Source organism: Stenotrophomonas sp. YJH_SMC_122, assembly GCF_059369535.1.
In genome coordinates this window covers 61,858-80,356 of the sequence record NZ_JCAFST010000009.1, presented here as the reverse complement: position 1 = coordinate 80,356, position 18,499 = coordinate 61,858, and the positions used below count along the sequence as shown (strand labels likewise).

The following is an 18,499-nucleotide window of genomic DNA, read 5'->3' as shown; positions in this document are numbered from 1 at the left end:
GCCTGACCGAGCCTAAGGCCGATCCAGTGACACTTTGTCGTAAATGAACGTCAGATATCTGACAGTGCGACGCTTGTCACCGAAATTGTCCAGGACCGACGCCTTGGGCGAGGCGCGCGGGCGGGAAAATTTTTTTTAGTTCCGCCCTTGAAAGGGGGCGGCGGGGCTCCATCTCTGCCCTGCTCCCGACGTTGTCGGGTTTCTTCACGTGCGGTTCTGGCACTCGCCTGGGGTGAGTGCTAACATCGCCGGACTTTTTTAGACCAATCAATCACTTAAGAGGTCTCCTATGAGCATCAAGCCGCTGCACGACCGCGTTGTGGTCAAGCCGATCGAAGCCGACGAAATCTCCGCCGGTGGCATCGTCATCCCCGACTCGGCCAAGGAAAAGTCCACCAAGGGTGAGGTCGTGGCCGTCGGCCCGGGCAAGCCGCTGGACAACGGCAACGTGCGCGCGCCGTCGCTGAAGGTCGGCGACAAGGTCATCTACGGCCAGTACGCCGGCAGCTCGTACAAGAGCGAAGGCGTCGAATACAAGGTCCTGCGCGAAGACGACGTGCTCGCCGTCATCGGCTGAGCCCCGGCGCGACCTGTTTCAACCTGATCCCAGACTCCCAGCCGCCGGGCATCGTCCGGCGCTACCAATGAGGTAAATGCAATGGCTGCCAAGGATATTCGTTTCGGTGAAGACGCCCGTTCGCGCATGGTGCGCGGCGTCAATGTTCTCGCCAATGCCGTCAAGGCCACCCTGGGCCCGAAGGGCCGCAACGTCGTGCTGGAAAAGAGCTTCGGCGCCCCGACCATCACCAAGGACGGCGTCTCCGTCGCCAAGGAAATCGAACTGGCTGACAAGTTCGAGAACATGGGCGCGCAGATGGTGAAGGAAGTTGCTTCGCGCACCAACGACGATGCCGGCGACGGCACCACCACCGCCACCGTGCTGGCCCAGGCCCTGATCCGCGAAGGCGCCAAGGCCGTTGCCGCCGGCATGAACCCGATGGACCTCAAGCGCGGTATCGACAAGGCCGTTTCGGCTGCCGTCGCCGAGCTGAAGAACATCTCCAAGCCGACCGCCGACGACAAGGCGATTGCCCAGGTCGGTACCATCTCGGCCAACTCGGATGAGTCGATCGGCCAGATCATCGCTGACGCGATGAAGGAAGTCGGCAAGGAAGGCGTCATCACCGTTGAAGAAGGCTCGGGCCTGGACAACGAGCTGGACGTGGTCAAGGGCATGCAGTTCGACCGCGGCTACCTGTCGCCGTACTTCATCAACAACCAGCAGTCGCAGACCGCTGACCTGGATGACCCGTTCATCCTGCTGCACGACAAGAAGATCTCCAACGTCCGTGACCTGCTGCCGGTGCTGGAAGGCGTCGCCAAGGCCGGCAAGCCGCTGCTGATCGTCGCCGAAGAAGTCGAAGGCGAAGCGCTGGCGACCCTGGTGGTTAACACCATCCGTGGCATCGTCAAGGTCGTGGCCGTCAAGGCCCCGGGCTTCGGCGACCGTCGCAAGGCGATGCTGGAAGACATGGCCGTGCTGACCGGCGGCACCGTGATCTCCGAAGAAGTCGGCCTCTCGCTGGAAAAGGCCACCATCAAGGACCTGGGCCGCGCCAAGAAGGTGCAGGTCTCCAAGGAGAACACCACCATCATCGACGGCGTCGGCGACAAGGCCAACGTTGATGCACGCGTGGCGCAGATCAAGACCCAGATCCAGGACACCTCCTCGGATTACGATCGCGAGAAGCTGCAGGAACGCGTGGCCAAGCTGGCCGGCGGTGTTGCCGTGATCAAGGTCGGCGCCTCGACCGAAATCGAAATGAAGGAAAAGAAGGACCGCGTCGACGACGCCCTGCACGCCACCCGTGCGGCCGTTGAAGAAGGCGTGGTTCCGGGCGGCGGCGTCGCCCTGGTCCGCGCGATCACTGCGCTGGCCGGCCTGAAGGGTGCCAACGAAGACCAGAACCACGGCATCCAGATCGCCCTGCGTGCGATGGAAGCCCCGCTGCGCGAGATCGTGGCCAACGCCGGCGACGAGCCGTCGGTCATCATCAACAAGGTCAAGGAAGGCACCGGCAGCTTCGGCTACAACGCGGCCACCGGCGAGTTCGGCGACATGCTGCAGTTCGGCATCCTGGACCCGACCAAGGTGACCCGTTCGGCCCTGCAGAACGCGGCCTCGATCGCCGGCCTGATGATCACCACCGAAGCCATGGTTGCCGAAGCTCCGAAGAAGGACGAGCCGGCCATGGGCGGCGCTGGTGGCATGGGTGGCATGGGCGGCATGGGCGGCATGGACTTCTAAGTCCACGCCTCCGGCGGTCGTTGCCGGCCTCGGTCGGCACGCCTTCCCGATGTGATGTAAAGAAGAACCCCGCCGCAAGGCGGGGTTTTTTGTTGCCCGGTTGCCGTCGCCGCAGTGCATCGCTACGCTCGGTGACCATGCCTACCTCGTTCATCGTCGTTGACGACTTCCTTTCTCCCGCCGATGCGCAAGGGTTGCGCCAGGCGGCACTGGGCCTGGACTATCCCGTTCAGGAGGGCGCATTCCCCGGCCGCAATTCACAGCAGCGGCTGGACCTGGATGGACTGTCCGGCGCGGTCTCGCGACTGGTCAACGAACCGCTGCGGCCGGTCAACCCGCTGCAGTCGCACGGCAAGTTCCGCCTTACCCTTGCCGGCGACACCGGCCGCGCTAAGGTACACGCCGACCGCTCGCACTGGTCGGGCATTCTCTACCTGAGTGCACCGGAGCACTGCGAGGGCGGCACCGAGTTCTTCCGCCACCGCCGTACCGGCACCGAACGCATGGCCCTGGATGCGGCGGAGCTGGCCGCATTGGGCTACGCCAACGGCGGCGACATGCATCGCGACATCATCGAGCGCGACAGCAACGACGACAGCCAGTGGGAAATGACCATGCGCATTCCGATGCGCTTCAACCGGCTGGTGCTGCTGCGGCCCTGGTTCTGGCACACCGCCGGGCCAGCGTTCGGTGATCGGCCAGAGAATGGCCGGCTGGTGTACCTGATGTTCTTCGAGCAGGCGCGTTGAGGAGTGCCATCCACGCGTGGCGTGGATGCTCGCCCTGGCCGCATTCGCCATGCACGCGTGATCGCACCCTCATTCGACGAATACCTTCGCCGCGCCATACTCCCACTGCCACGGCACGCCGGTATCGCCCAGCACGAATGCCACCAGTGCCGGGAACGCAGCTTCCGCCCGTACATCGTTGCCCAGAATCACCACGCAGCGTTTGTGCTGTTCGATGCACACCAGCGTGTTGCCGACCGCATCGTCGTGGCCGCCCTTGTAGAAGCCTGCGCCCTGCGGGCCGCGGAACGTCACCACGCCCAGGCCCGCGGCCAGATCCTGGCGTCGCTGCGCCGCGGGCAGCTCCGGCTGCAGCGTTGGGAACTGGCTGGCGGTGGTGATCGGCAGCTGCGGCCGCACCAGTTCCCTGCGCATTGCAGGCGACAGCCCATCGCCGCGGACATAGCCGGCGGCGAAGCGCGCCATGTCGGCGATGGTGGTGTCCATCGAACCGGCCGCACGCACGCGGCTGCGTTCATCGTGCGGCTCGGCCGTGCCTTCCGCAGTCCAGCCATCGGCCAGGTTGGCGGCGAAATCCTCACGCCACATCATGCTGGTGCGGACCATGCCGAAGCGGTCGAATACCTGCCGCTGCATCAATGCACCCACGTCCTGGCCCAGCCGTCCACGCTCGATCACGAACTGCAGCAGGATCAGCCCTTCGCCGGAATACCCGTAACGACTGCCGGGATCGAAGTGGAACTTCAGGCGGCCATCGGGTTCCAGGAACCCGAAGTTGGCGAAGCCACTGGAATGGTTGAGCAGCAGGCGCGGGGTGAGCCGGCGCCAGCGCGCATCATCGGCCAGTACGCTGTAGTCGGCGTACTTCTTCGGCTCTGGCGGGTAGTCCGGCAGCGGCTTGTCCAGCGCCGTGGCGATGCTGGCGTCCAGCGCGATCCGCGCGTCCTGGGCAAGCTGTGCGACCAGGTGGCCGAACGCCATCTTGGTCAGCGAGGCGGCGTACATCACGGTATCGGTGCGCAGCGGCTCGCCTGCGGCGTTGCGTTCGCCGTAGGCGGCCACGTGTACCACCTTGCCGCCATCGATCACCGCCAGCGCCATCCCGCGCGCATGGGCCGCCTGCATCAGCCGCTGTGCTTCGGCATCGATGCGCGCGGGCGAGGGTAGCGGCGGCGGCGCGGCCAGCACGGCCGGCGGGAGCAGCGTCAGCAACAGCAGGACAGCACGGCGCATGCGTGGAACTCCTGGCAGGACGTGGCGCGATGCTACGCCTGCCAGGTCCCGCCGTCATGCGCCGGACGTCAGCCGGGTCGGCGCAGGCAGATCCGCGCGGCACCCGCACCGATGTCCACCTGGCCACCGCGCATCGCGTCGGCACCGAGGATCAAGGCCGGTCGCGCCTCCAGGCCGATCGCCCTGAACACCGGCAGTTCGCTGATCCGGACCTCCATCGGCGGGTGCTGCCAGCCGCTGCCGGTCATGCCGGGCAGGGTGTACAGCCAGGTTGCCTGTGCACCGCCACCCAGCCCCTCGGTGCCCTTTTCACGTGCACGCACCCGAGCATCGCTGCCGTCGGTGCGCAGGCCCAGTGCGCGGGCTGCTTCGGCGTTGAGGACGGTCTGCGCGGCACCGGTGTCGACCACGGCGATGGCGTCCACGCCGGGCGTACCCAAGGCAAGCGTGATGAAGCCGAACTGGCGCAGGCCGTCGCCGCGGCCGGGCAGCGCATTGGGTTGGCAACCCGGTCCTTCCAGGTCCAGGCCGCCGGCTGTCCACAGCGCCAGTTGATTGCGGCCGAAGTCCCAACGGGTGTCCCAGCGCCCGGTCAGATCGTTGCCGATCAAGCCGTCAATGGCCGGATCATCGCCCTCCGCCAGCGATGACAGGTCGACCTGCATGCCACTGGCCTTCAATTGCCAACTGCCCAGCTGCCATGCTGTGCTGCGCATGCGCTGCAACCGCGCCGCCTTCGCGCTCGCGCCCTGGGCCTGCGACACTGCCGCTTCCGCATCCTGCAAACCATAGCGCCGCACTACGCGTGCATCGACCAGGGTTGCCCCGGCGGCACTGTCGACCACGAAGCGCAGCGGCTCTGTACGCCCGTCCAGCGAGACGGCCACTGCCGGATGACCGCCCTGCATCCACATCGGCAGGACGTGCTCGGCGGCATCGGAGGCGAGCGCCGGCAAGGGGATGGCGAACAGGGGCAGCAGGAACAGGCGCAAGGGAAGACTCCGCAGTGATCGTGGGCGACCATTGGCGCGCAGCGGCGTATCACCGCGATATCGGCATTGATACCGTCCTGATACACAGGTGCGGGATACTGGGGGAATGAACACTCCCATCCGCGTCATCGTCGTCGATGACGATGCCAGCATTCGTGACGCCATCGCCGACCACCTGCTGCTGCACGGCTACCAGGTGCGTGTGGCGGCGGATGCAACAGCGCTGGACGTGTTGCTGCAGGTTGAACGTCCTGACCTGATCATCCTCGACTGGATGATGCCCGGTGAGGATGGCCTGTCGGTTTGCCGCCGGCTGCAGGCGCGGGCGATCCCGATCCTGATGCTGTCGGCGATGGGGGCCGCGCCGGATCGCGTGATCGGCCTGGAGATGGGCGCGGACGACTACCTGGCCAAGCCGTTTGATCCGCGCGAGCTGTTGGCGCGGGTACGCGCGCTGCTGCGCAGGCAGGACAAGCTGCGCGCACAGGTGGCCAGCGAGCTGCGGTTTGATGGCTGGCGATTGCTGCCTGACCAGCGTCGCCTGTTCGCGCCGGATGGTGCCGAACTGGTGCTGAGCCGCGGTGAATTCTCCCTGCTGCTGGCACTGGCTGAACGTCCCGGGCGGGTGCTGGCGCGCGAACAGCTGCTGCAGTTGAGTCGCGGAGAAGCCAGTGACAGCGTGGACCGTGCCGTCGACCTTGCGATCAGCCGCCTGCGCCGCAAGCTCGGGCAGGCCGCGTCCGGCGCTGAAGCCCTTGTGCAGACACTGCGCGGCGAAGGGTACCGCTTCAACGCGGAGGTAGGGGTGTTGTGAGCAGCCGGTGGTCGACCACCCGCTGGATCGCGATGCTGGCCTTGGCCAGCCTGCTGCTGGCAACCCTGGTCAGCGTTGCGGTAGTGGGGTGGATGCCCCGGCCCGCGCCGCCACCGATGCGGCTGGACCATGCGATGCAGGTGCTGCGTGGGGAACAGGCGCCGGCGCCACTGGGATTGCATATGTCGACGCAGGACGCGCCGCCCCGGGGCAGCGCCAGCGACTGGCTCACCCAGTTGGCGGCGGTGCAGATGGACCTGCCGGCCGGGAATGTACGCCTGGTGTGGACGGGGCAGGGCAGGGCGCCCGATGTGCAGGTCATCGAGGGTGGCGCGGTACTGGACGCCTCCGCTCGTGCTGGCGTGCTGAAATCGCAGGCCGCGTTGCTGACTGCCATGCAGTGGCCGCCGTTCGAACTGGGGATGCGGCAAGCCGATGGCCGATGGCGGGTGGTCGGCAGCGACCACAGTGATCTGGCGGCCTGGCGCCGCCAGGTGATGCTCGCCCTGCTGGGCGGTGCGATCCTGCTGGCACCTCTGGCGGCGTGGGCGTCAATCCGGTTGGGGCGCCCGCTGCGACGCCTGGCTGAAGCCAGCGCACGGGTCGACCTGCAGGCTGAAACGCCGTTGCCTGATGATGGTCCACGCGAAGTGCAGGTACTGGCCACAGCGATCAGCGCCGGTCGCGAACGCCTGCGCGCCCAGGCACGGGACATGACGCATATGCTGGCGGCAGTGGCGCATGACCTGCGCACGCCCTTGACCGGCCTGCGCCTGCGCGCGGAGTTCGCTCCCGCGCCACAGGCCGCCAGGATGGTGGCAGACATCGAGCGCATGGATACGATGATCGAGCAGGTGCTCGACTACGCACGCGGTGAGCTGCAGCCGTTGCAGATGCGCATGCTGGATCTTTCAGCGCTGCTGGAGGAGTGCGTGCAGGCGGCGCTGCTGCGCGGGGTCGACATTTCCCTTCAGGGCCCGGATACGTTGCCGTGGCATGGCGATGCGCTGCTGCTCCGGCGCGCGGTCGACAATCTCATCGACAACGCCGAGCGCTACGCGGGCGCCGTGGAGCTGTCGGTCGCCATGGCGGGTGACGGGGTTCAGCTGGACGTGATGGACCGCGGGCCTGGCATCGCCGAGATCGATCGCGCACGCCTGCTGCAACCGTTCCAGCGTAGCGAGGGCTCACGTAGCCGCGCCACCGGGGGCGCCGGACTTGGACTGGCCGTGGCTGCCAACGTGGCGAAGCGCCACGCGGGCGAACTTCAGCTGCTGCACCGCGAGGGCGGGGGGCTGGTCGCGCGGCTGCTGCTGGGACGCACTTCCTGAGTCAACTCCGATTTGCCTCCACTGGTCATTCCGCCATATGATTAGGCGCCTAATCATGCTGCGAGGGAAGGATGATCGAAGCCAAGCATCAGGCGTTGCTGGAGGAAGCGCAGCGGCGCGGCCACGCCAACATCGCGCAGCTGCGCCTGTGCTTCCAGCTGCTCTCGTTGTCCTCGTCGATCGATCGCGACTGCGCTGCACGGTTGGCACCGCACGGGCTCAGCGAGGGTCGCTTCATCGTGCTGTTCCTGCTGCACGGGGCCGGCGGCGCACTGGCGCCGCACGCGCTGGCCGAGCGCGCTGGCGTGACCCGGGCCACCATCAGCGGCCTGCTCGATGGCCTGCAGCGCGAAGGCCTGCTGCAGCGTCGCAGCGATGACGAGGATGGCCGTCGTCTGCAGATCGTGTTGACTGCACGGGGCAAGCGTTTGGCCGAGTCGCTGTTCGAGCAGCACACACAATGGATCAGCGGCCTGTTCAACGGCCTGGATGCTGATGAACGGCAGCAGCTGTCACAGCTGCTGCATAAGGTCTGGCAGCACACGGACACCGGGCGGGAAGCCGCCGCATGAGCACGCCCATTCCCGCGGAACGGCTGCGTGCACTCAACAGCGGTGGTGCCGCTGCCACGCATCTGGCCGAATGCCTGGCAGTGGATTTCGCCGCGCTGTTACAGGGGGTGGCACCTGCGCTCGAGCCGAAAGCGCTGCAACGTATGCGCGACGCCTCCGGCAGGGGCATCACCCAGCGCATGGCGCTGGCGGCGCGGTTGCTGCGCGAAGCCGGGCAGGGTGATCCCGCGCACTGGCAGGCACACGCATCAGACACCGTGCGTGGCTGGGCCTGCTACCTGATCGGCAGCGATGCCGGCGCGACGCTGCCGGCCAAGCTGCGGGCGATGCGTCCGCTGGCTGACGACCCGCACTTCGGCGTGCGCGAATGGGCATGGCTGGCGCTGCGCAGCGACATCGTTGCCGCACCGTTGCAGGCGCTTGAGTACCTGCACATGTGGACGCAGGAGGCATCGCCTTACCTGCGCCGCTTCGCCTGCGAAGCGCTGCGCCCACGAGGCGTGTGGTCCACGCATATCGCGCTGTTCAAGCAGCATCCAGAACTCGCATTGCCGATGCTGGAAGCAATGGCCAACGACCCGGAGCGCTACGTGCAGGACTCGGTCGGGAACTGGCTCAACGATGCCGGCAAGACTCAACCGCAGTGGCTGCGCGAGCTGTGCGCGCGGTGGCAACAGCAGCACCCTGGCGATGCCAATGCCTACATCCGCAAACGCGCCATGCGCTCGCTCCGGTAGTGCCGGCCGCTGGCCGGCAATCTCATCAACCTAAAGGAAGACCTTCCATGTCCCACACCCTCATCGAGCTCTACACCGCCACCCCGGCCTGGACCGCGCTCCCGCCTGACCAACGCACCGCCTTCTTCGCCCGCATCGGTGCTGGCATGCGGCAGTTCGATCCGGTCCGCATCACACCGCTGGCGATGGGCCGCATTGCCACGGGCGTACAGCACGGCAGCGATGAGCAGTTCTATGCGGTCTGGCGCTGTGCAAGCCGCGCGGACGCCGACGCCCTGGTGGCCGGCATTGCCGCCACCGGTTGGCATCAGTACTTCGCCACCACCAACGCCGTCGGCGCAGACGATGGGATGGTCCAGCACCTGGCCGATCTGGCCGCCTTGTAGCGGCACCCCGGACGCGCATGGCACATGCGCCTGTCACCCAGACGCGGTAAACAGGACATTGCCCATGTCCATCCGCAGGGAAGTTGATCATGCAGAGCACGCTCCAGGTAACGCTGTACGGCCCGCAGGGCGATACGCCGGCACTGCAGCTGCCGCAGATGGAAGGGCCCTCGGTGGCCATCCCCGAAGCGGTACTGCGCCGGCTGGTGTCCGATCTCTACACCGCCCGTTCCCTGCTCAATCCCGAGCAGCTGGACGAGGCCCGGCAGGAGCTGGACCGCGTGCTGGAGCGCTGGGCCGACATCCACGAAGGCCTGCTGCTGGACGTGGAAGTGCATGGCAGATGAGCGACGTTGCACGGCGGCCGCCGCGTGGGCTGCGCGGGCAGGCGCATCACTGAACCGCGCCCCCAGTTGCGGATGAAACATTTTGCACTGCGCAAAAGCTGTGCTATCAATAGATCCCATGAACGCAGCCGCTACCCGCTTTTACTGGTATTACTTTCCGAAGCCACTGGCGGAGGAAGGACTGCGCTCACCCTGAAGAAAGCTTCAGACGCATTCCCGAAAGCCGCCAGCGAACCTGGCGGCTTTTTTCATGCCGCCACGCTGGGGACCCCCAACGTTCCGGAGATCTCCTGCAATGCCCCCGCACACCGACGACCTGCGTATCCGCACCATCGAACCGCTGACACCGCCTGCCCAGCTGCTGGCGATGCTGCCCTGTGACGATGAAGCTTCCGACACCGTCAGCGCCTCGCGCGCGGCCCTGCACCAGATCCTGCACGGCCGCGACGATCGCCTGGCGGTGGTGGTGGGCCCGTGCTCGATCCACGACCCGAAGGCCGCCATCGAGTACGCCCAGCGCCTGAAGCCGCTGCGCGATTCGCTGGCTGGCGAGCTGGAAATCGTCATGCGCGTGTACTTCGAGAAGCCGCGCACCACGGTGGGCTGGAAGGGCCTGATCAACGACCCGGACCTGGACGGCAGCTTCAGGATCGACAAGGGCCTGCGCATCGCCCGTGGCCTGCTGCGCGACATCAACAAGCTCGGCCTGCCGGCCGGTGTTGAATTCCTCGATGTGATCTCGCCGCAGTACATCGCCGACCTGGTGGCATGGGGCGCGATCGGCGCACGCACCACCGAAAGCCAGGTGCATCGCGAGCTGGCTTCGGGGCTGTCGTGCCCGGTCGGCTTCAAGAACGGCACCGATGGCAACGTGAAGATCGCTGCCGACGCGGTGGGTGCGGCATCCAACCCGCATCATTTCCTGTCGGTCACCAAGCAGGGCGGCACTGCCATCGTGTCGACCACCGGCAACCCGGATTGCCATGTGATCCTGCGCGGTGGCAAGCAACCGAACTACGACGCTGGCAGCGTGGCTGAGGCCTGCCAGGTGCTGGCCAAGGCCAAGCTGCCGGCGCGACTGATGATCGACGCCAGCCATGCCAACAGCCTGAAGAACCCGGAGAACCAGCCGAAGGTGATCGACGACATCGCCGCTCAGATGGAAGACGGCGAACAGCGCATCGTCGGCGTGATGATCGAGAGCCATCTGGTCGGTGGCCGCCAGGAACTGGTGGAAGGCCAGCCGCTGGTCTACGGGCAGAGCATCACCGATGGCTGCATCGACTGGGACACCACCGTGACGGTGCTGGAGCGATTGGCTGCGGCCGTGCGTGCCCGTCGTGAAGTGAAGGTGTCCGAGGCCGCGTGAATGAAGCCGCCTGATGGCGGCACGTGTGTGGATGGCGGCCAGCGCCTGCGGGGGTGCGGCCGCGATCAGGGCCGGCCGGAGTTGGAGACCGGCCCGTCCGCACCGGCGATGCGCCTGGCGCTGCGCATGAGCGACAGCGCCAGGTACATCGCCGGGGTGGTGCAGTCGATCCGCGCCCAGCATGGAATCCAAGGCGAACGCGAACCTCAATGCACTTCGTCGTGGTACACGAACTTCGGCATTTCCCAGCGGTAGTGGATCGCCAGCAGGCGCAGCGCGAAGCCGCCGCCCAGGCAGCACAGGATCGCGGTGGCATCGGCCACGCCCCAGTGCAGCAGCAACAGGTAGGCCGCGCCGGTCAGCAGCGCGATGATCGCGTACAGCTCCTTCTGGAAGATCAGCGGCACCTCGTTGCAGAGGATGTCGCGCAGCACGCCGCCGAACGCGCCGGTCAGCATGCCGGCGATCAGCACGATCGGCATCGCATGTCCGGCTTCGCGTGCGATCGAACAGCCGATCAGGGTGAAGGCGATCAGGCCCAGCCCGTCGAGCACCAGAAAGGTGCGGCGGAAGTGGTGCATCCAGCGTGCGACCCAGGTGGCGATCAGCGCCGCGCACACGGTAAAGCCGAGGTACTCGGGATGTTTGACCCAGCCCAGCGGATAGTGGCCAAGCAGGATGTCGCGCAGTGATCCACCACCGAGGGCGGTGACGCAGGCGATCATGACCACGCCGAACAGGTCCATGCGGCGGCGGCCGGCGGCCAGTGCGCCGGTCATGGCTTCGGCGGAAATGGCAATCAGGTAGATGATGGACAGCAGCATGGGACAGGCTCCGAGAGCGGTGGGGCCGGCCATGCGCGACGACCGCCACTGCCTGCGCAATGACGGGATGACGATGACCGGTGCCGCTCCCGCTGTCCTTTTGCCTGAGAGTTCAGCGGCGTCGGCCGCGTGCCCCTTCGGCGGATCGTCCCGGGCGTGCCCGGTGACCTCTCTCCAGCTCGGCGAGTCGAATGCATGGTTGGTGGGATTCCAGCCCACCGGCCTGAGCGATCATGGGAGCCTGCGCCTTCGGCGGGCGCCAGCGCGGCGCCTCTCTCCTGCATTCGGGCGCCAGTATATCCGCTGCAGTGCAGCACGGCATAATCCAGGCATGGCCCCGTCCCTCCGCCCGTGGTTCCTGTACCTGCTCGAATGCCGCGATGGCAGCTATTACGCCGGCATCAGCACCGACGTGGACGCGCGCTTCGCCGCCCACCAGGCCGGCAAGGGCGCGCGCTACACCCGGGCCCGGCCACCGCTGCGCGTGCTGGCCGTGCGCGAATACCCGGACCGGGCCGCCGCCTCACGCGCCGAGTGGCAGCTCAAGCAGCAGCCCCGCGAGCGCAAGCTGGCCTGGCTGCAGGCGCCGGATTCCAGCCTTCTGTAGAGCTGGGCCCACGCTCGGCTCCGGATTCTGTAGGTCCACGCCATGCGTGGATGGGCTGCCGGGCCATGCGATGATCGCTCCGCGCCAAGCGCTGGAGACCCGGATGTCCACCTTTGCTTTTCAGCACGACCGTCGGTCATTGTCGTCGCTGTGGTACCCGAAACCGAAGGCGCCGTGAACGATGCGCGCCGCCGGCAAAGCATGGATCTCCGTCGTCGTGCTGGTCGCCGGCATCGCGCTGTTGCCTGGCCTGCTGTACCTGCTCGGGCTGGCATTGGCAGGCGGTCGGCCGAAGCCGGCCGACCGCGCGCCCAGTGGTATGGCTGCGTGCAGCAGTGAACCACGCGCGGGATACCAGCCGATGAATCCCTGGCGTTTCGCCGCGCAGTTCTTCGACAAGGACGTGATGAAGAAGAAGGTGCCGGAAGTGGAGCGGGAGGCCTTCTGGATTGCCCGGCGCCACCTGTGGCGGCAACCACAGCGCGGCATGCCGCGCTGGCATCTCAGCAGTACCGCATTGGCGATCTGGATCACCCGGCATTGGAGTACTGCGCAGATTGCCGACACCGCGAGGAAGGAGGACTTCTGCCGGACCTGGTCGAAACGGCGGGTGCCCGGTGGCCCGATGAACCGGTAGATCCACGCCATGCGTGGAGGGTGTTGACGGGGTCAGAGTCCTTTCCTGCGGAAAGGGATCCGACCCCGCTGCGCGCAGCCCTACCGCTTCGGCCGCCGGTCGTCGCGGTCATCACCGAAGATGATGCGCGCGCTGCGTTGGTAGCTCCAGTACGCCACGGCCCAGTTCAGCAGCACCACGATGCGGTTGCGGAAACCGATCAGGAAGAACACGTGCGCGGCCAGCCAGAACCACCACGCCAGCACGCCCGACAGCTGCAGTCGGCCCAGGTGCACGATCGCGGCCATGCGGCCGATGGTGGCCAGGTTGCCGTAGTCCGCGTACTTGAACGGACCGGGCTCGGGCGTGCCGTGCAGCCGTGCGCGGATCACCTTGGCCACGTATTTGCCCATCTGCTTGGCGGCCGGTGCCACACCGGGGACCGGCTTGCCGTCGGCCTGGCTCAGCGCGGCCAGGTCGCCGGCCACGAACAGCTCCGGGTGATCGGGCAGGGTCAGGTCCGGTTGCACCGGCACGCGTCCGGCGCGGTCCAGCGGCACGTCCAGCGTGCGCGCCAGCGGTGAAGCGGCCACGCCGGCGGCCCAGACCACGGTGCGCGCCGGTACGAACTGTTCGCCGAGCTTGAAGCCCTGGCTGTCGATGTCGCTCACCGGGGTTCCGGTCAGCACTTCCACGCCCAGCTTTTCCAGTTGGCGGCGCGCCTTCAGCGAAAGCACATCCGGGAACGAGGACAGCACGCGCGGCCCAGCCTCGACCAGCCGCACCTTGGCGCTGGCCGGGTCGATGTGGCGGAATTCGTTGCGCAGCGTGTGGCGCGCGATCTCGGCCAGGGTGCCGGCCAGTTCGACACCGGTGGGACCACCACCGACGATGGCGAAACTCAGCCACGCCGCTTTCTTCGCCGGGTCCGGTTCGGCCTCGGCGCGTTCGAACGCCAGCAGCAGCTTGCGGCGCAGCGCGATGGCATCGTCCAGCGTCTTCAGGCCGGGCGCATCATCGGCCCACTGGTCGTTGCCGAAGTAGGCGTGGGTGGCGCCGGTGGCCAGCAGCAGGCTGTCGTAGTCCAGCGTGCTGCCATCGGCCATGCGGATCTGCCGCGCCTGCTTGTCGATGGCCACCACTTCGCCGAGGCGGACTTCCACATTGCGCTGGTGGCCGAGGATGTGGCGCAGCGGTGCGGCGATATCCGGCGCGGACAGGCCGGCGGTGGCCACCTGGTACAGCAGCGGCTGGAACAGGTGATGGTTGCGGCGATCGACCAGGGTGATGCGTATGCGCTCGCGGGCCAGGGCACGGGTGGCCCAGAGACCGGCAAAACCGCCGCCGACAACGACCAGGTGGGGAACGCGCTCGCGACTCATCGACTCACTCCAGTGGGGGCATCGGGGGAAGCGCCTGGCATCTTCGCACGGCGGCCACCTGTCACGTCAGCGCCTGCCCGGATCGGCGATACTCGGGTTCAGGCAACGGCCCGTGAGGAGCCCATGAGCGAACCGGAAAAGCGCATCGCCCTGTTGATCGACGCCGACAATGCGCCGGCCTCGAAGATCGACGAGGTCCTGGCGGAAGTCGCCCGCTACGGCGTGGCCAACGTGCGCCGTGCCTACGGCAACTGGAAGAGCCCGCGACTGAAGGGGTGGGAAGCGGTGCTGCATGAGTATGCGATCCGCCCGATCCAGCAGTTCGCCTACAGCAAGGGCAAGAACGCTTCGGACATGGCGATGGTGATCGATGCCATGGACCTGCTGTACGCGCGCAACCTTGATGGCTTCGCCATCGTCTCCAGCGATGCGGACTTCACCCCGATGGTGATGCGCCTGCTGACAGATGGCGTGAAGGTATATGGCTTCGGCGAGAAGAAGACGCCCGAGCCGTTCGTCAATGCGTGCTCGAAGTTCACCTACCTGGAGGCACTGGGCCAGACCCATGCCAGCGTGCCGGATGCCGAGCAGGCGTCCAGCGAGCAGGCTTCGAACGAGCCGGTGGCCAACGACGATTCGCGTCCGCGCAAGAGTGGCGCGGAGATGCGCAGCGACACGCGGCTGGTGAAGATGCTGCGCCGTGCGGTGTCCGCGGCCGAGGGCGAGGATGGCTGGTCGCACCTCGGCCCGGTTGGCAGCCAGATCGGCAACCAGGCCTCGTTCGATCCGCGCAACTACGGCTACGGCAAGCTCAGCGATCTGCTGGCGGCGATCGGCCTGTTCGAGCTGAAGAAGGATGGCAAGTCCTCCTACGTGCGCGCGCTGCCAAAGAAGAACCGGTAGTGCCGGCCGCTTGCCGGCAATGCCCGGATGCCAGGTCCCGCATCCGGCACGCACACACCTGTATCGATCAGGCGTATCGTTGCCGCTCGCATTGCCAGCAAAGGAAACCCGCATGTTGAAGATCTGGGGCCGCCGCAATTCCAGCAACGTCCGCAAGGTGCTGTGGTGTGCCGAGGAAATCGGCCTGCCGTACCAATCCATCGAGGTCGGCGGCAGCCACGGCGGCACGCAGACGCCGGAGTACCAGGCGATGAATCCCAACGGCCTGGTGCCGGTGATCGAAGACCACGGCCTGCCGCTGTGGGAATCGAACGCCATCGTGCGCTACCTGAGCGCGCGCTATGCGCTGGGCACGCTGTACGCCGAGGACCCGATGGAACGCGCCCAGGCCGAGAAGTGGATGGACTGGAGCACTTCGCGGATGGCACCGCTGTACAGCGACCTGGTCTGGGGCATCATGCGCACCGCGCCGGCCGACCGCGACGAAGCGCGCATCAGTGCCGCCATCGTGCGCGCCGGTGACTACCTGGCGATGGCCGACGCTACCCTGGCCAGGCAGCCGTGGCTGTCGGGCGAGAAGTTCGCGATGGGCGACATCCCGCTGGGCTCGCTGGTCTACGCCTGGTACGAGCTGCCGATCCAGCGGCCGGAGCTTCCGCACCTGGCGGATTGGTATGCGCGCCTGCGCGAGCGGCCGGCCTACCAGCGCGGCGTGATGTCGCCGCTGACGTAAGCGAAGGCGTTCGGGGTCGGATCCCACCCGACGGGTGGGCTCTGACCCGTCAATACAGATCCGTCGGATCCACATCCAGCGACCAGCGCACCTTGCGGGCTTCCGGCAGCGCATACAGCTGCGGTACCAGTTGCGAAAGCACGCCATGCAGGGGCGGCCGCTGCGGCGCCGACAGCAGCAGCTGCGTGCGCTGGTAGCCGGCGCGGCGTGGCATCGGGGCTGGCATCGGCCCGTAGGCCTCGACCACGTCCTGCTCGCCCAGCAGCTGCCGCGCGGCCAGCAGGAATGCATTGGCATGCTCCACCTGCTGCGCTTCAGCACGCATCAGCGCCAGATGCGCGAATGGCGGGAACCCGGCCGCCTGGCGCTGGTTCAACTCGGCCTGCGCAAACGGGTGGTAGCCACCGCTGACCAGGGTTTCCAGCAGCGGGTGACCCGGGTGATGGGTCTGCAGCCAGACCTCGCCGGGGTCACGTGCACGTCCGGCACGACCGGCCACCTGGATCAGCTGCTGCGCCAGCTTCTCGCTGGCGCGGAAGTCGGCGGAGAACAGGCCTTCGTCGATGCCGACCACCACCACCAGGGTCAGCTTCGGCAGGTCGTGGCCCTTGGCCAGGATCTGCGTGCCGACCAGGATGCCGGGCTGGTCGCCCAGTTTCGCCAGCTGCTGTTCCAGCGCGTCGCGTCGCGAGGTGGTGCCGCGGTCGATGCGCACCACCGGGAAGTCGGCGAAGGCGGCGGTGAGGTGTTCTTCCAGGCGTTCGGTGCCGATACCCTGCGGCTGCAGTGCCAGGCTGCCGCAGGCCGGGCACGCCAACGGCGCCGGTTGGCGCGCGCCACAGTGGTGGCATTGCAGGCGCCGGCCGCCGCCATGCACGGTCATCGGCGCATCGCAGCGCTGGCACGGCGCGGTCCAGCCGCAGTCGTGACACAGCAGCACCGGTGCGTAGCCGCGGCGGTTCTTGAACACCAGCACCTGCTGGCCGCGCTGCAGGTGCTCGCCGATGCCGGCCAGCACGTCGGCCGAGAGGCCGTCGTGCAAGGGCCGTTTGCGCACATCGAGGATGCGCACGCGCGGTGGCCGTGCATCGCCGGCACGTTGCTTCAGGCGCAGGTGGGTGTAGCGGCCTGCATAGGCGTTGTGCAGGGTTTCCAGCGAGGGCGTGGCGCTGCCGAGCAGTACCGGAATGCCCAGCGCCTTGGCCCGGACCAGAGCGAAATCGCGCGCGTGATAACGGATGCCGTCCTGCTGCTTGTAGCTGCCGTCGTGTTCCTCGTCGACGATCAACAGGCCGGCCTGCGGCAACGGCGTGAACACCGCCGAGCGGGTGCCGACGATGACCCGTGCTTCGCCACGTGAGGCGGCCGCCCAGACGCGCGCGCGCTCGTTGTCATTCAACCCCGAATGCAAGGCGTGCACGGCGATGCCGAGACGACCGCGGAAACGTGCCAGGGTCTGCGGGGTCAGGCCGATTTCCGGCACCAGCACCAGCGCCTGTCTGCCCTGCGCCAGGCAGTGGATGATCGCCTGCAGGTAGACCTCGGTCTTGCCGCTGCCGGTCACGCCATCCAGCAGGAACGGCTGGAAGCCGTCGGCAGCGTTGATCGCCGCCACCGCCCCGGCCTGGTCCGGGTTGAGCGTGGGGCCGGGCAGTGGCTGTGCATGCTGGGGGGCCACGCTCAACGCAACGCGCTCGGCCAGCGCGCGCTTGGCCAGGCTGCGTGCAGCGATGCGCCAGTCGGCCATGCGTTCGCCGAGCACGTCCTCATCCACGATCGCCCCGGCCAGCAGCTCGGCCAGTTGCCGCGGACGGCTGCCGGCGCGCAGCTTTTCACGCTGGGCGTGGCCTTCGGTGGTCAGCTGCCAACCCCAGTGGTGTGTGTCGGGCAGGACCTCGCCATGGCGCAGCGGGCCGGGCAGGGCGGTGCTCAGCACCTCGCCCAGTGGCGCATGGGTGTAGCGCGCCAGCCACTGCAGGCTCTGCCAGAGTTCGCCCTGCAGCAGCGGCTGCAGGTCGCACCAGGCCAGCGCCTGGCGCAGTCCCTGGCCATCGTCGGTCTGGCCGTGGCCGGCCACCACGCCGACCAGCTCGCGGTTGCCGAACGGCACCTTCAGGCGGCAGCCGACTGCGGTCGTGGGGCCATCGCCCTCCGGCGACAGGTAGTCGAACAGGCGCGGCAGCGGGACGGGCAGGGCGACCTGCAGGGTCGGAATGGGTGAAAGCATCGGGCCAGTGTAACGGGCCATGCGCGCTGGAATGGCAGGGGGCAGACGTGCCCGGGCGACGACCGTTGAATCATAAATGTCACCTAAATATCGGTGTCCATTGGAGATTCAGTCTTATCCACATGTTCTGTGGATAACGTTGTGCGTTACCGGTCGACGGGAACCTAGGAGGCCGATGGCGACGAGCTCACCCTTGGGTTGGTCAAAAAATCGCCACACTTCAAAGTCATTCAAAATCAACGACTTGAGTGTGAAACATTGCTGAAACAGAGTGAATTCAGCTGCATGCCGCAGTTTCCCGCGCGGGGAGCGTGGTGCTGTGCACAACCTGCAGCACGAAGTGCCTGTGGGCGCAAGTCCTACGGGTGC

Annotated in this window: 19 protein-coding genes and 2 riboswitches; of the genes, 14 read left to right on the top strand and 5 right to left on the bottom strand. The window is 67.1% G+C overall.

Annotated elements, in window-relative coordinates; all coding sequences use genetic code 11:
- The first annotated feature begins 289 nt into the window (after positions 1–289).
- The 3 genes from AC5P66_RS13330 (at position 290) to AC5P66_RS13320 (ending at position 3,057) form a co-directional block, all read left to right on the top strand.
- The gene (locus AC5P66_RS13330) at positions 290–577 is read left to right on the top strand and encodes a co-chaperone GroES (protein ID WP_005411227.1); all 288 of its coding nucleotides are present in this window, start codon (positions 290–292) and stop codon (positions 575–577) included.
- Between the two features lie 81 nt (positions 578–658).
- On the top strand, positions 659–2,308 hold the full coding sequence (gene groL / locus AC5P66_RS13325) for a chaperonin GroEL (protein ID WP_005411226.1): 1,650 nt from the start codon (positions 659–661) through the stop codon (positions 2,306–2,308).
- 137 nt (positions 2,309–2,445) lie between these two features.
- Positions 2,446–3,057, top strand: a complete 612-nt coding sequence (locus tag AC5P66_RS13320; RefSeq protein WP_100478820.1) for a DUF6445 family protein — start codon at positions 2,446–2,448, stop codon at positions 3,055–3,057.
- Positions 3,058–3,126: 69 nt separating this feature from the next.
- On the opposite strand, the gene AC5P66_RS13315 is transcribed toward AC5P66_RS13320, so the two are convergent.
- The gene (locus AC5P66_RS13315; RefSeq protein ID WP_180880611.1) at positions 3,127–4,290 is read right to left on the bottom strand and encodes a serine hydrolase domain-containing protein; all 1,164 of its coding nucleotides are present in this window, start codon (positions 4,288–4,290) and stop codon (positions 3,127–3,129) included.
- A 68-nt stretch (positions 4,291–4,358) separates the two neighbouring features.
- Positions 4,359–5,282, bottom strand: a complete 924-nt coding sequence (locus AC5P66_RS13310; protein ID WP_447906447.1) for a pepsin/retropepsin-like aspartic protease family protein — start codon at positions 5,280–5,282, stop codon at positions 4,359–4,361.
- Positions 5,283–5,388: 106 nt separating this feature from the next.
- Here AC5P66_RS13310 and AC5P66_RS13305 point away from each other — a divergent pair, with 106 nt between their 5' ends.
- From AC5P66_RS13305 to AC5P66_RS13275, 7 genes are all read left to right on the top strand, one after another.
- Positions 5,389–6,096, top strand: a complete 708-nt coding sequence (locus AC5P66_RS13305; RefSeq protein WP_061478145.1) for a response regulator — start codon at positions 5,389–5,391, stop codon at positions 6,094–6,096.
- A 32-nt stretch (positions 6,097–6,128) separates the two neighbouring features.
- Positions 6,129–7,427, top strand: a complete 1,299-nt coding sequence (locus tag AC5P66_RS13300) for a sensor histidine kinase (protein WP_495216430.1) — start codon at positions 6,129–6,131, stop codon at positions 7,425–7,427.
- A gap of 71 nt (positions 7,428–7,498) precedes the next feature.
- Positions 7,499–7,999, top strand: coding sequence for a MarR family winged helix-turn-helix transcriptional regulator (locus tag AC5P66_RS13295; RefSeq protein WP_495216420.1), 501 nt, complete (start codon positions 7,499–7,501; stop codon positions 7,997–7,999).
- The gene (locus AC5P66_RS13290; protein WP_049411850.1) at positions 7,996–8,736 is read left to right on the top strand and encodes a DNA alkylation repair protein; all 741 of its coding nucleotides are present in this window, start codon (positions 7,996–7,998) and stop codon (positions 8,734–8,736) included. Before AC5P66_RS13295 ends, AC5P66_RS13290 begins: the two co-directional genes overlap by 4 nt.
- A gap of 47 nt (positions 8,737–8,783) precedes the next feature.
- Positions 8,784–9,122 (top strand): DUF6616 family protein, encoded by a 339-nt coding sequence (locus AC5P66_RS13285; protein ID WP_495216419.1) that lies wholly within the window; start codon positions 8,784–8,786, stop codon positions 9,120–9,122.
- 89 nt (positions 9,123–9,211) lie between these two features.
- Positions 9,212–9,469, top strand: a complete 258-nt coding sequence (locus AC5P66_RS13280; RefSeq protein ID WP_049411856.1) for a hypothetical protein — start codon at positions 9,212–9,214, stop codon at positions 9,467–9,469.
- 295 nt (positions 9,470–9,764) lie between these two features.
- Complete coding sequence (locus AC5P66_RS13275) at positions 9,765–10,838, top strand: 3-deoxy-7-phosphoheptulonate synthase (protein ID WP_495216418.1); 1,074 nt, start codon at positions 9,765–9,767, stop codon at positions 10,836–10,838.
- A gap of 206 nt (positions 10,839–11,044) precedes the next feature.
- On the opposite strand, the gene AC5P66_RS13270 is transcribed toward AC5P66_RS13275, so the two are convergent.
- Positions 11,045–11,662 (bottom strand): trimeric intracellular cation channel family protein, encoded by a 618-nt coding sequence (locus AC5P66_RS13270; protein WP_033835258.1) that lies wholly within the window; start codon positions 11,660–11,662, stop codon positions 11,045–11,047.
- 84 nt (positions 11,663–11,746) lie between these two features.
- Positions 11,747–11,850: riboswitch (glycine riboswitch) on the bottom strand.
- A 13-nt stretch (positions 11,851–11,863) separates the two neighbouring features.
- Positions 11,864–11,953: riboswitch (glycine riboswitch) on the bottom strand.
- 40 nt (positions 11,954–11,993) lie between these two features.
- Between AC5P66_RS13270 and AC5P66_RS13265 the strand changes: the two genes are divergently transcribed.
- Positions 11,994–12,269: a GIY-YIG nuclease family protein gene (locus tag AC5P66_RS13265; protein WP_049411861.1), complete on the top strand. Its 276-nt coding sequence runs from the start codon at positions 11,994–11,996 to the stop codon at positions 12,267–12,269.
- Positions 12,270–12,450: 181 nt separating this feature from the next.
- Complete coding sequence (locus AC5P66_RS13260; protein ID WP_495216417.1) at positions 12,451–12,906, top strand: hypothetical protein; 456 nt, start codon at positions 12,451–12,453, stop codon at positions 12,904–12,906.
- Between the two features lie 80 nt (positions 12,907–12,986).
- Here AC5P66_RS13260 and AC5P66_RS13255 read toward each other — a convergent pair whose 3' ends face one another.
- The gene (locus tag AC5P66_RS13255; protein ID WP_049438504.1) at positions 12,987–14,267 is read right to left on the bottom strand and encodes an NAD(P)/FAD-dependent oxidoreductase; all 1,281 of its coding nucleotides are present in this window, start codon (positions 14,265–14,267) and stop codon (positions 12,987–12,989) included.
- Positions 14,268–14,390: 123 nt separating this feature from the next.
- Between AC5P66_RS13255 and AC5P66_RS13250 the strand changes: the two genes are divergently transcribed.
- Together AC5P66_RS13250 and AC5P66_RS13245 are read left to right on the top strand one after the other, a co-directional pair.
- A complete protein-coding gene (locus AC5P66_RS13250) occupies positions 14,391–15,170 on the top strand; it encodes an NYN domain-containing protein (RefSeq protein ID WP_049438505.1) in 780 nt (259 codons plus the stop codon).
- A 112-nt stretch (positions 15,171–15,282) separates the two neighbouring features.
- Positions 15,283–15,903 carry a glutathione S-transferase family protein gene (locus tag AC5P66_RS13245; protein ID WP_099494887.1) on the top strand — a complete coding sequence of 207 codons (621 nt, stop codon included), beginning with the start codon at positions 15,283–15,285 and terminating at the stop codon, positions 15,901–15,903.
- Positions 15,904–15,952: 49 nt separating this feature from the next.
- Here AC5P66_RS13245 and AC5P66_RS13240 read toward each other — a convergent pair whose 3' ends face one another.
- Positions 15,953–18,130, bottom strand: a complete 2,178-nt coding sequence (locus AC5P66_RS13240) for a primosomal protein N' (protein ID WP_099542475.1) — start codon at positions 18,128–18,130, stop codon at positions 15,953–15,955.
- Between the last annotated feature and the right edge of the window lie 369 nt (positions 18,131–18,499).

Coding starts and splice junctions, on each gene's coding strand:
- AC5P66_RS13330 (WP_005411227.1), top strand. CDS start 290: ATGAGCATCAAGCCGCTGCACGACCGCGTTGTGGTCAAGCCGATCGAA.
- groL (WP_005411226.1), top strand. CDS start 659: ATGGCTGCCAAGGATATTCGTTTCGGTGAAGACGCCCGTTCGCGCATG.
- AC5P66_RS13320 (WP_100478820.1), top strand. CDS start 2,446: ATGCCTACCTCGTTCATCGTCGTTGACGACTTCCTTTCTCCCGCCGAT.
- AC5P66_RS13315 (WP_180880611.1), bottom strand. CDS start 4,290: ATGCGCCGTGCTGTCCTGCTGTTGCTGACGCTGCTCCCGCCGGCCGTG.
- AC5P66_RS13305 (WP_061478145.1), top strand. CDS start 5,389: ATGAACACTCCCATCCGCGTCATCGTCGTCGATGACGATGCCAGCATT.
- AC5P66_RS13300 (WP_495216430.1), top strand. CDS start 6,129: ATGCTGGCCTTGGCCAGCCTGCTGCTGGCAACCCTGGTCAGCGTTGCG.
- AC5P66_RS13295 (WP_495216420.1), top strand. CDS start 7,499: ATGATCGAAGCCAAGCATCAGGCGTTGCTGGAGGAAGCGCAGCGGCGC.
- AC5P66_RS13290 (WP_049411850.1), top strand. CDS start 7,996: ATGAGCACGCCCATTCCCGCGGAACGGCTGCGTGCACTCAACAGCGGT.
- AC5P66_RS13285 (WP_495216419.1), top strand. CDS start 8,784: ATGTCCCACACCCTCATCGAGCTCTACACCGCCACCCCGGCCTGGACC.
- AC5P66_RS13280 (WP_049411856.1), top strand. CDS start 9,212: ATGCAGAGCACGCTCCAGGTAACGCTGTACGGCCCGCAGGGCGATACG.
- AC5P66_RS13275 (WP_495216418.1), top strand. CDS start 9,765: ATGCCCCCGCACACCGACGACCTGCGTATCCGCACCATCGAACCGCTG.
- AC5P66_RS13270 (WP_033835258.1), bottom strand. CDS start 11,662: ATGCTGCTGTCCATCATCTACCTGATTGCCATTTCCGCCGAAGCCATG.
- AC5P66_RS13265 (WP_049411861.1), top strand. CDS start 11,994: ATGGCCCCGTCCCTCCGCCCGTGGTTCCTGTACCTGCTCGAATGCCGC.
- AC5P66_RS13260 (WP_495216417.1), top strand. CDS start 12,451: ATGCGCGCCGCCGGCAAAGCATGGATCTCCGTCGTCGTGCTGGTCGCC.
- AC5P66_RS13255 (WP_049438504.1), bottom strand. CDS start 14,267: ATGAGTCGCGAGCGCGTTCCCCACCTGGTCGTTGTCGGCGGCGGTTTT.
- AC5P66_RS13250 (WP_049438505.1), top strand. CDS start 14,391: ATGAGCGAACCGGAAAAGCGCATCGCCCTGTTGATCGACGCCGACAAT.
- AC5P66_RS13245 (WP_099494887.1), top strand. CDS start 15,283: ATGTTGAAGATCTGGGGCCGCCGCAATTCCAGCAACGTCCGCAAGGTG.
- AC5P66_RS13240 (WP_099542475.1), bottom strand. CDS start 18,130: ATGCTTTCACCCATTCCGACCCTGCAGGTCGCCCTGCCCGTCCCGCTG.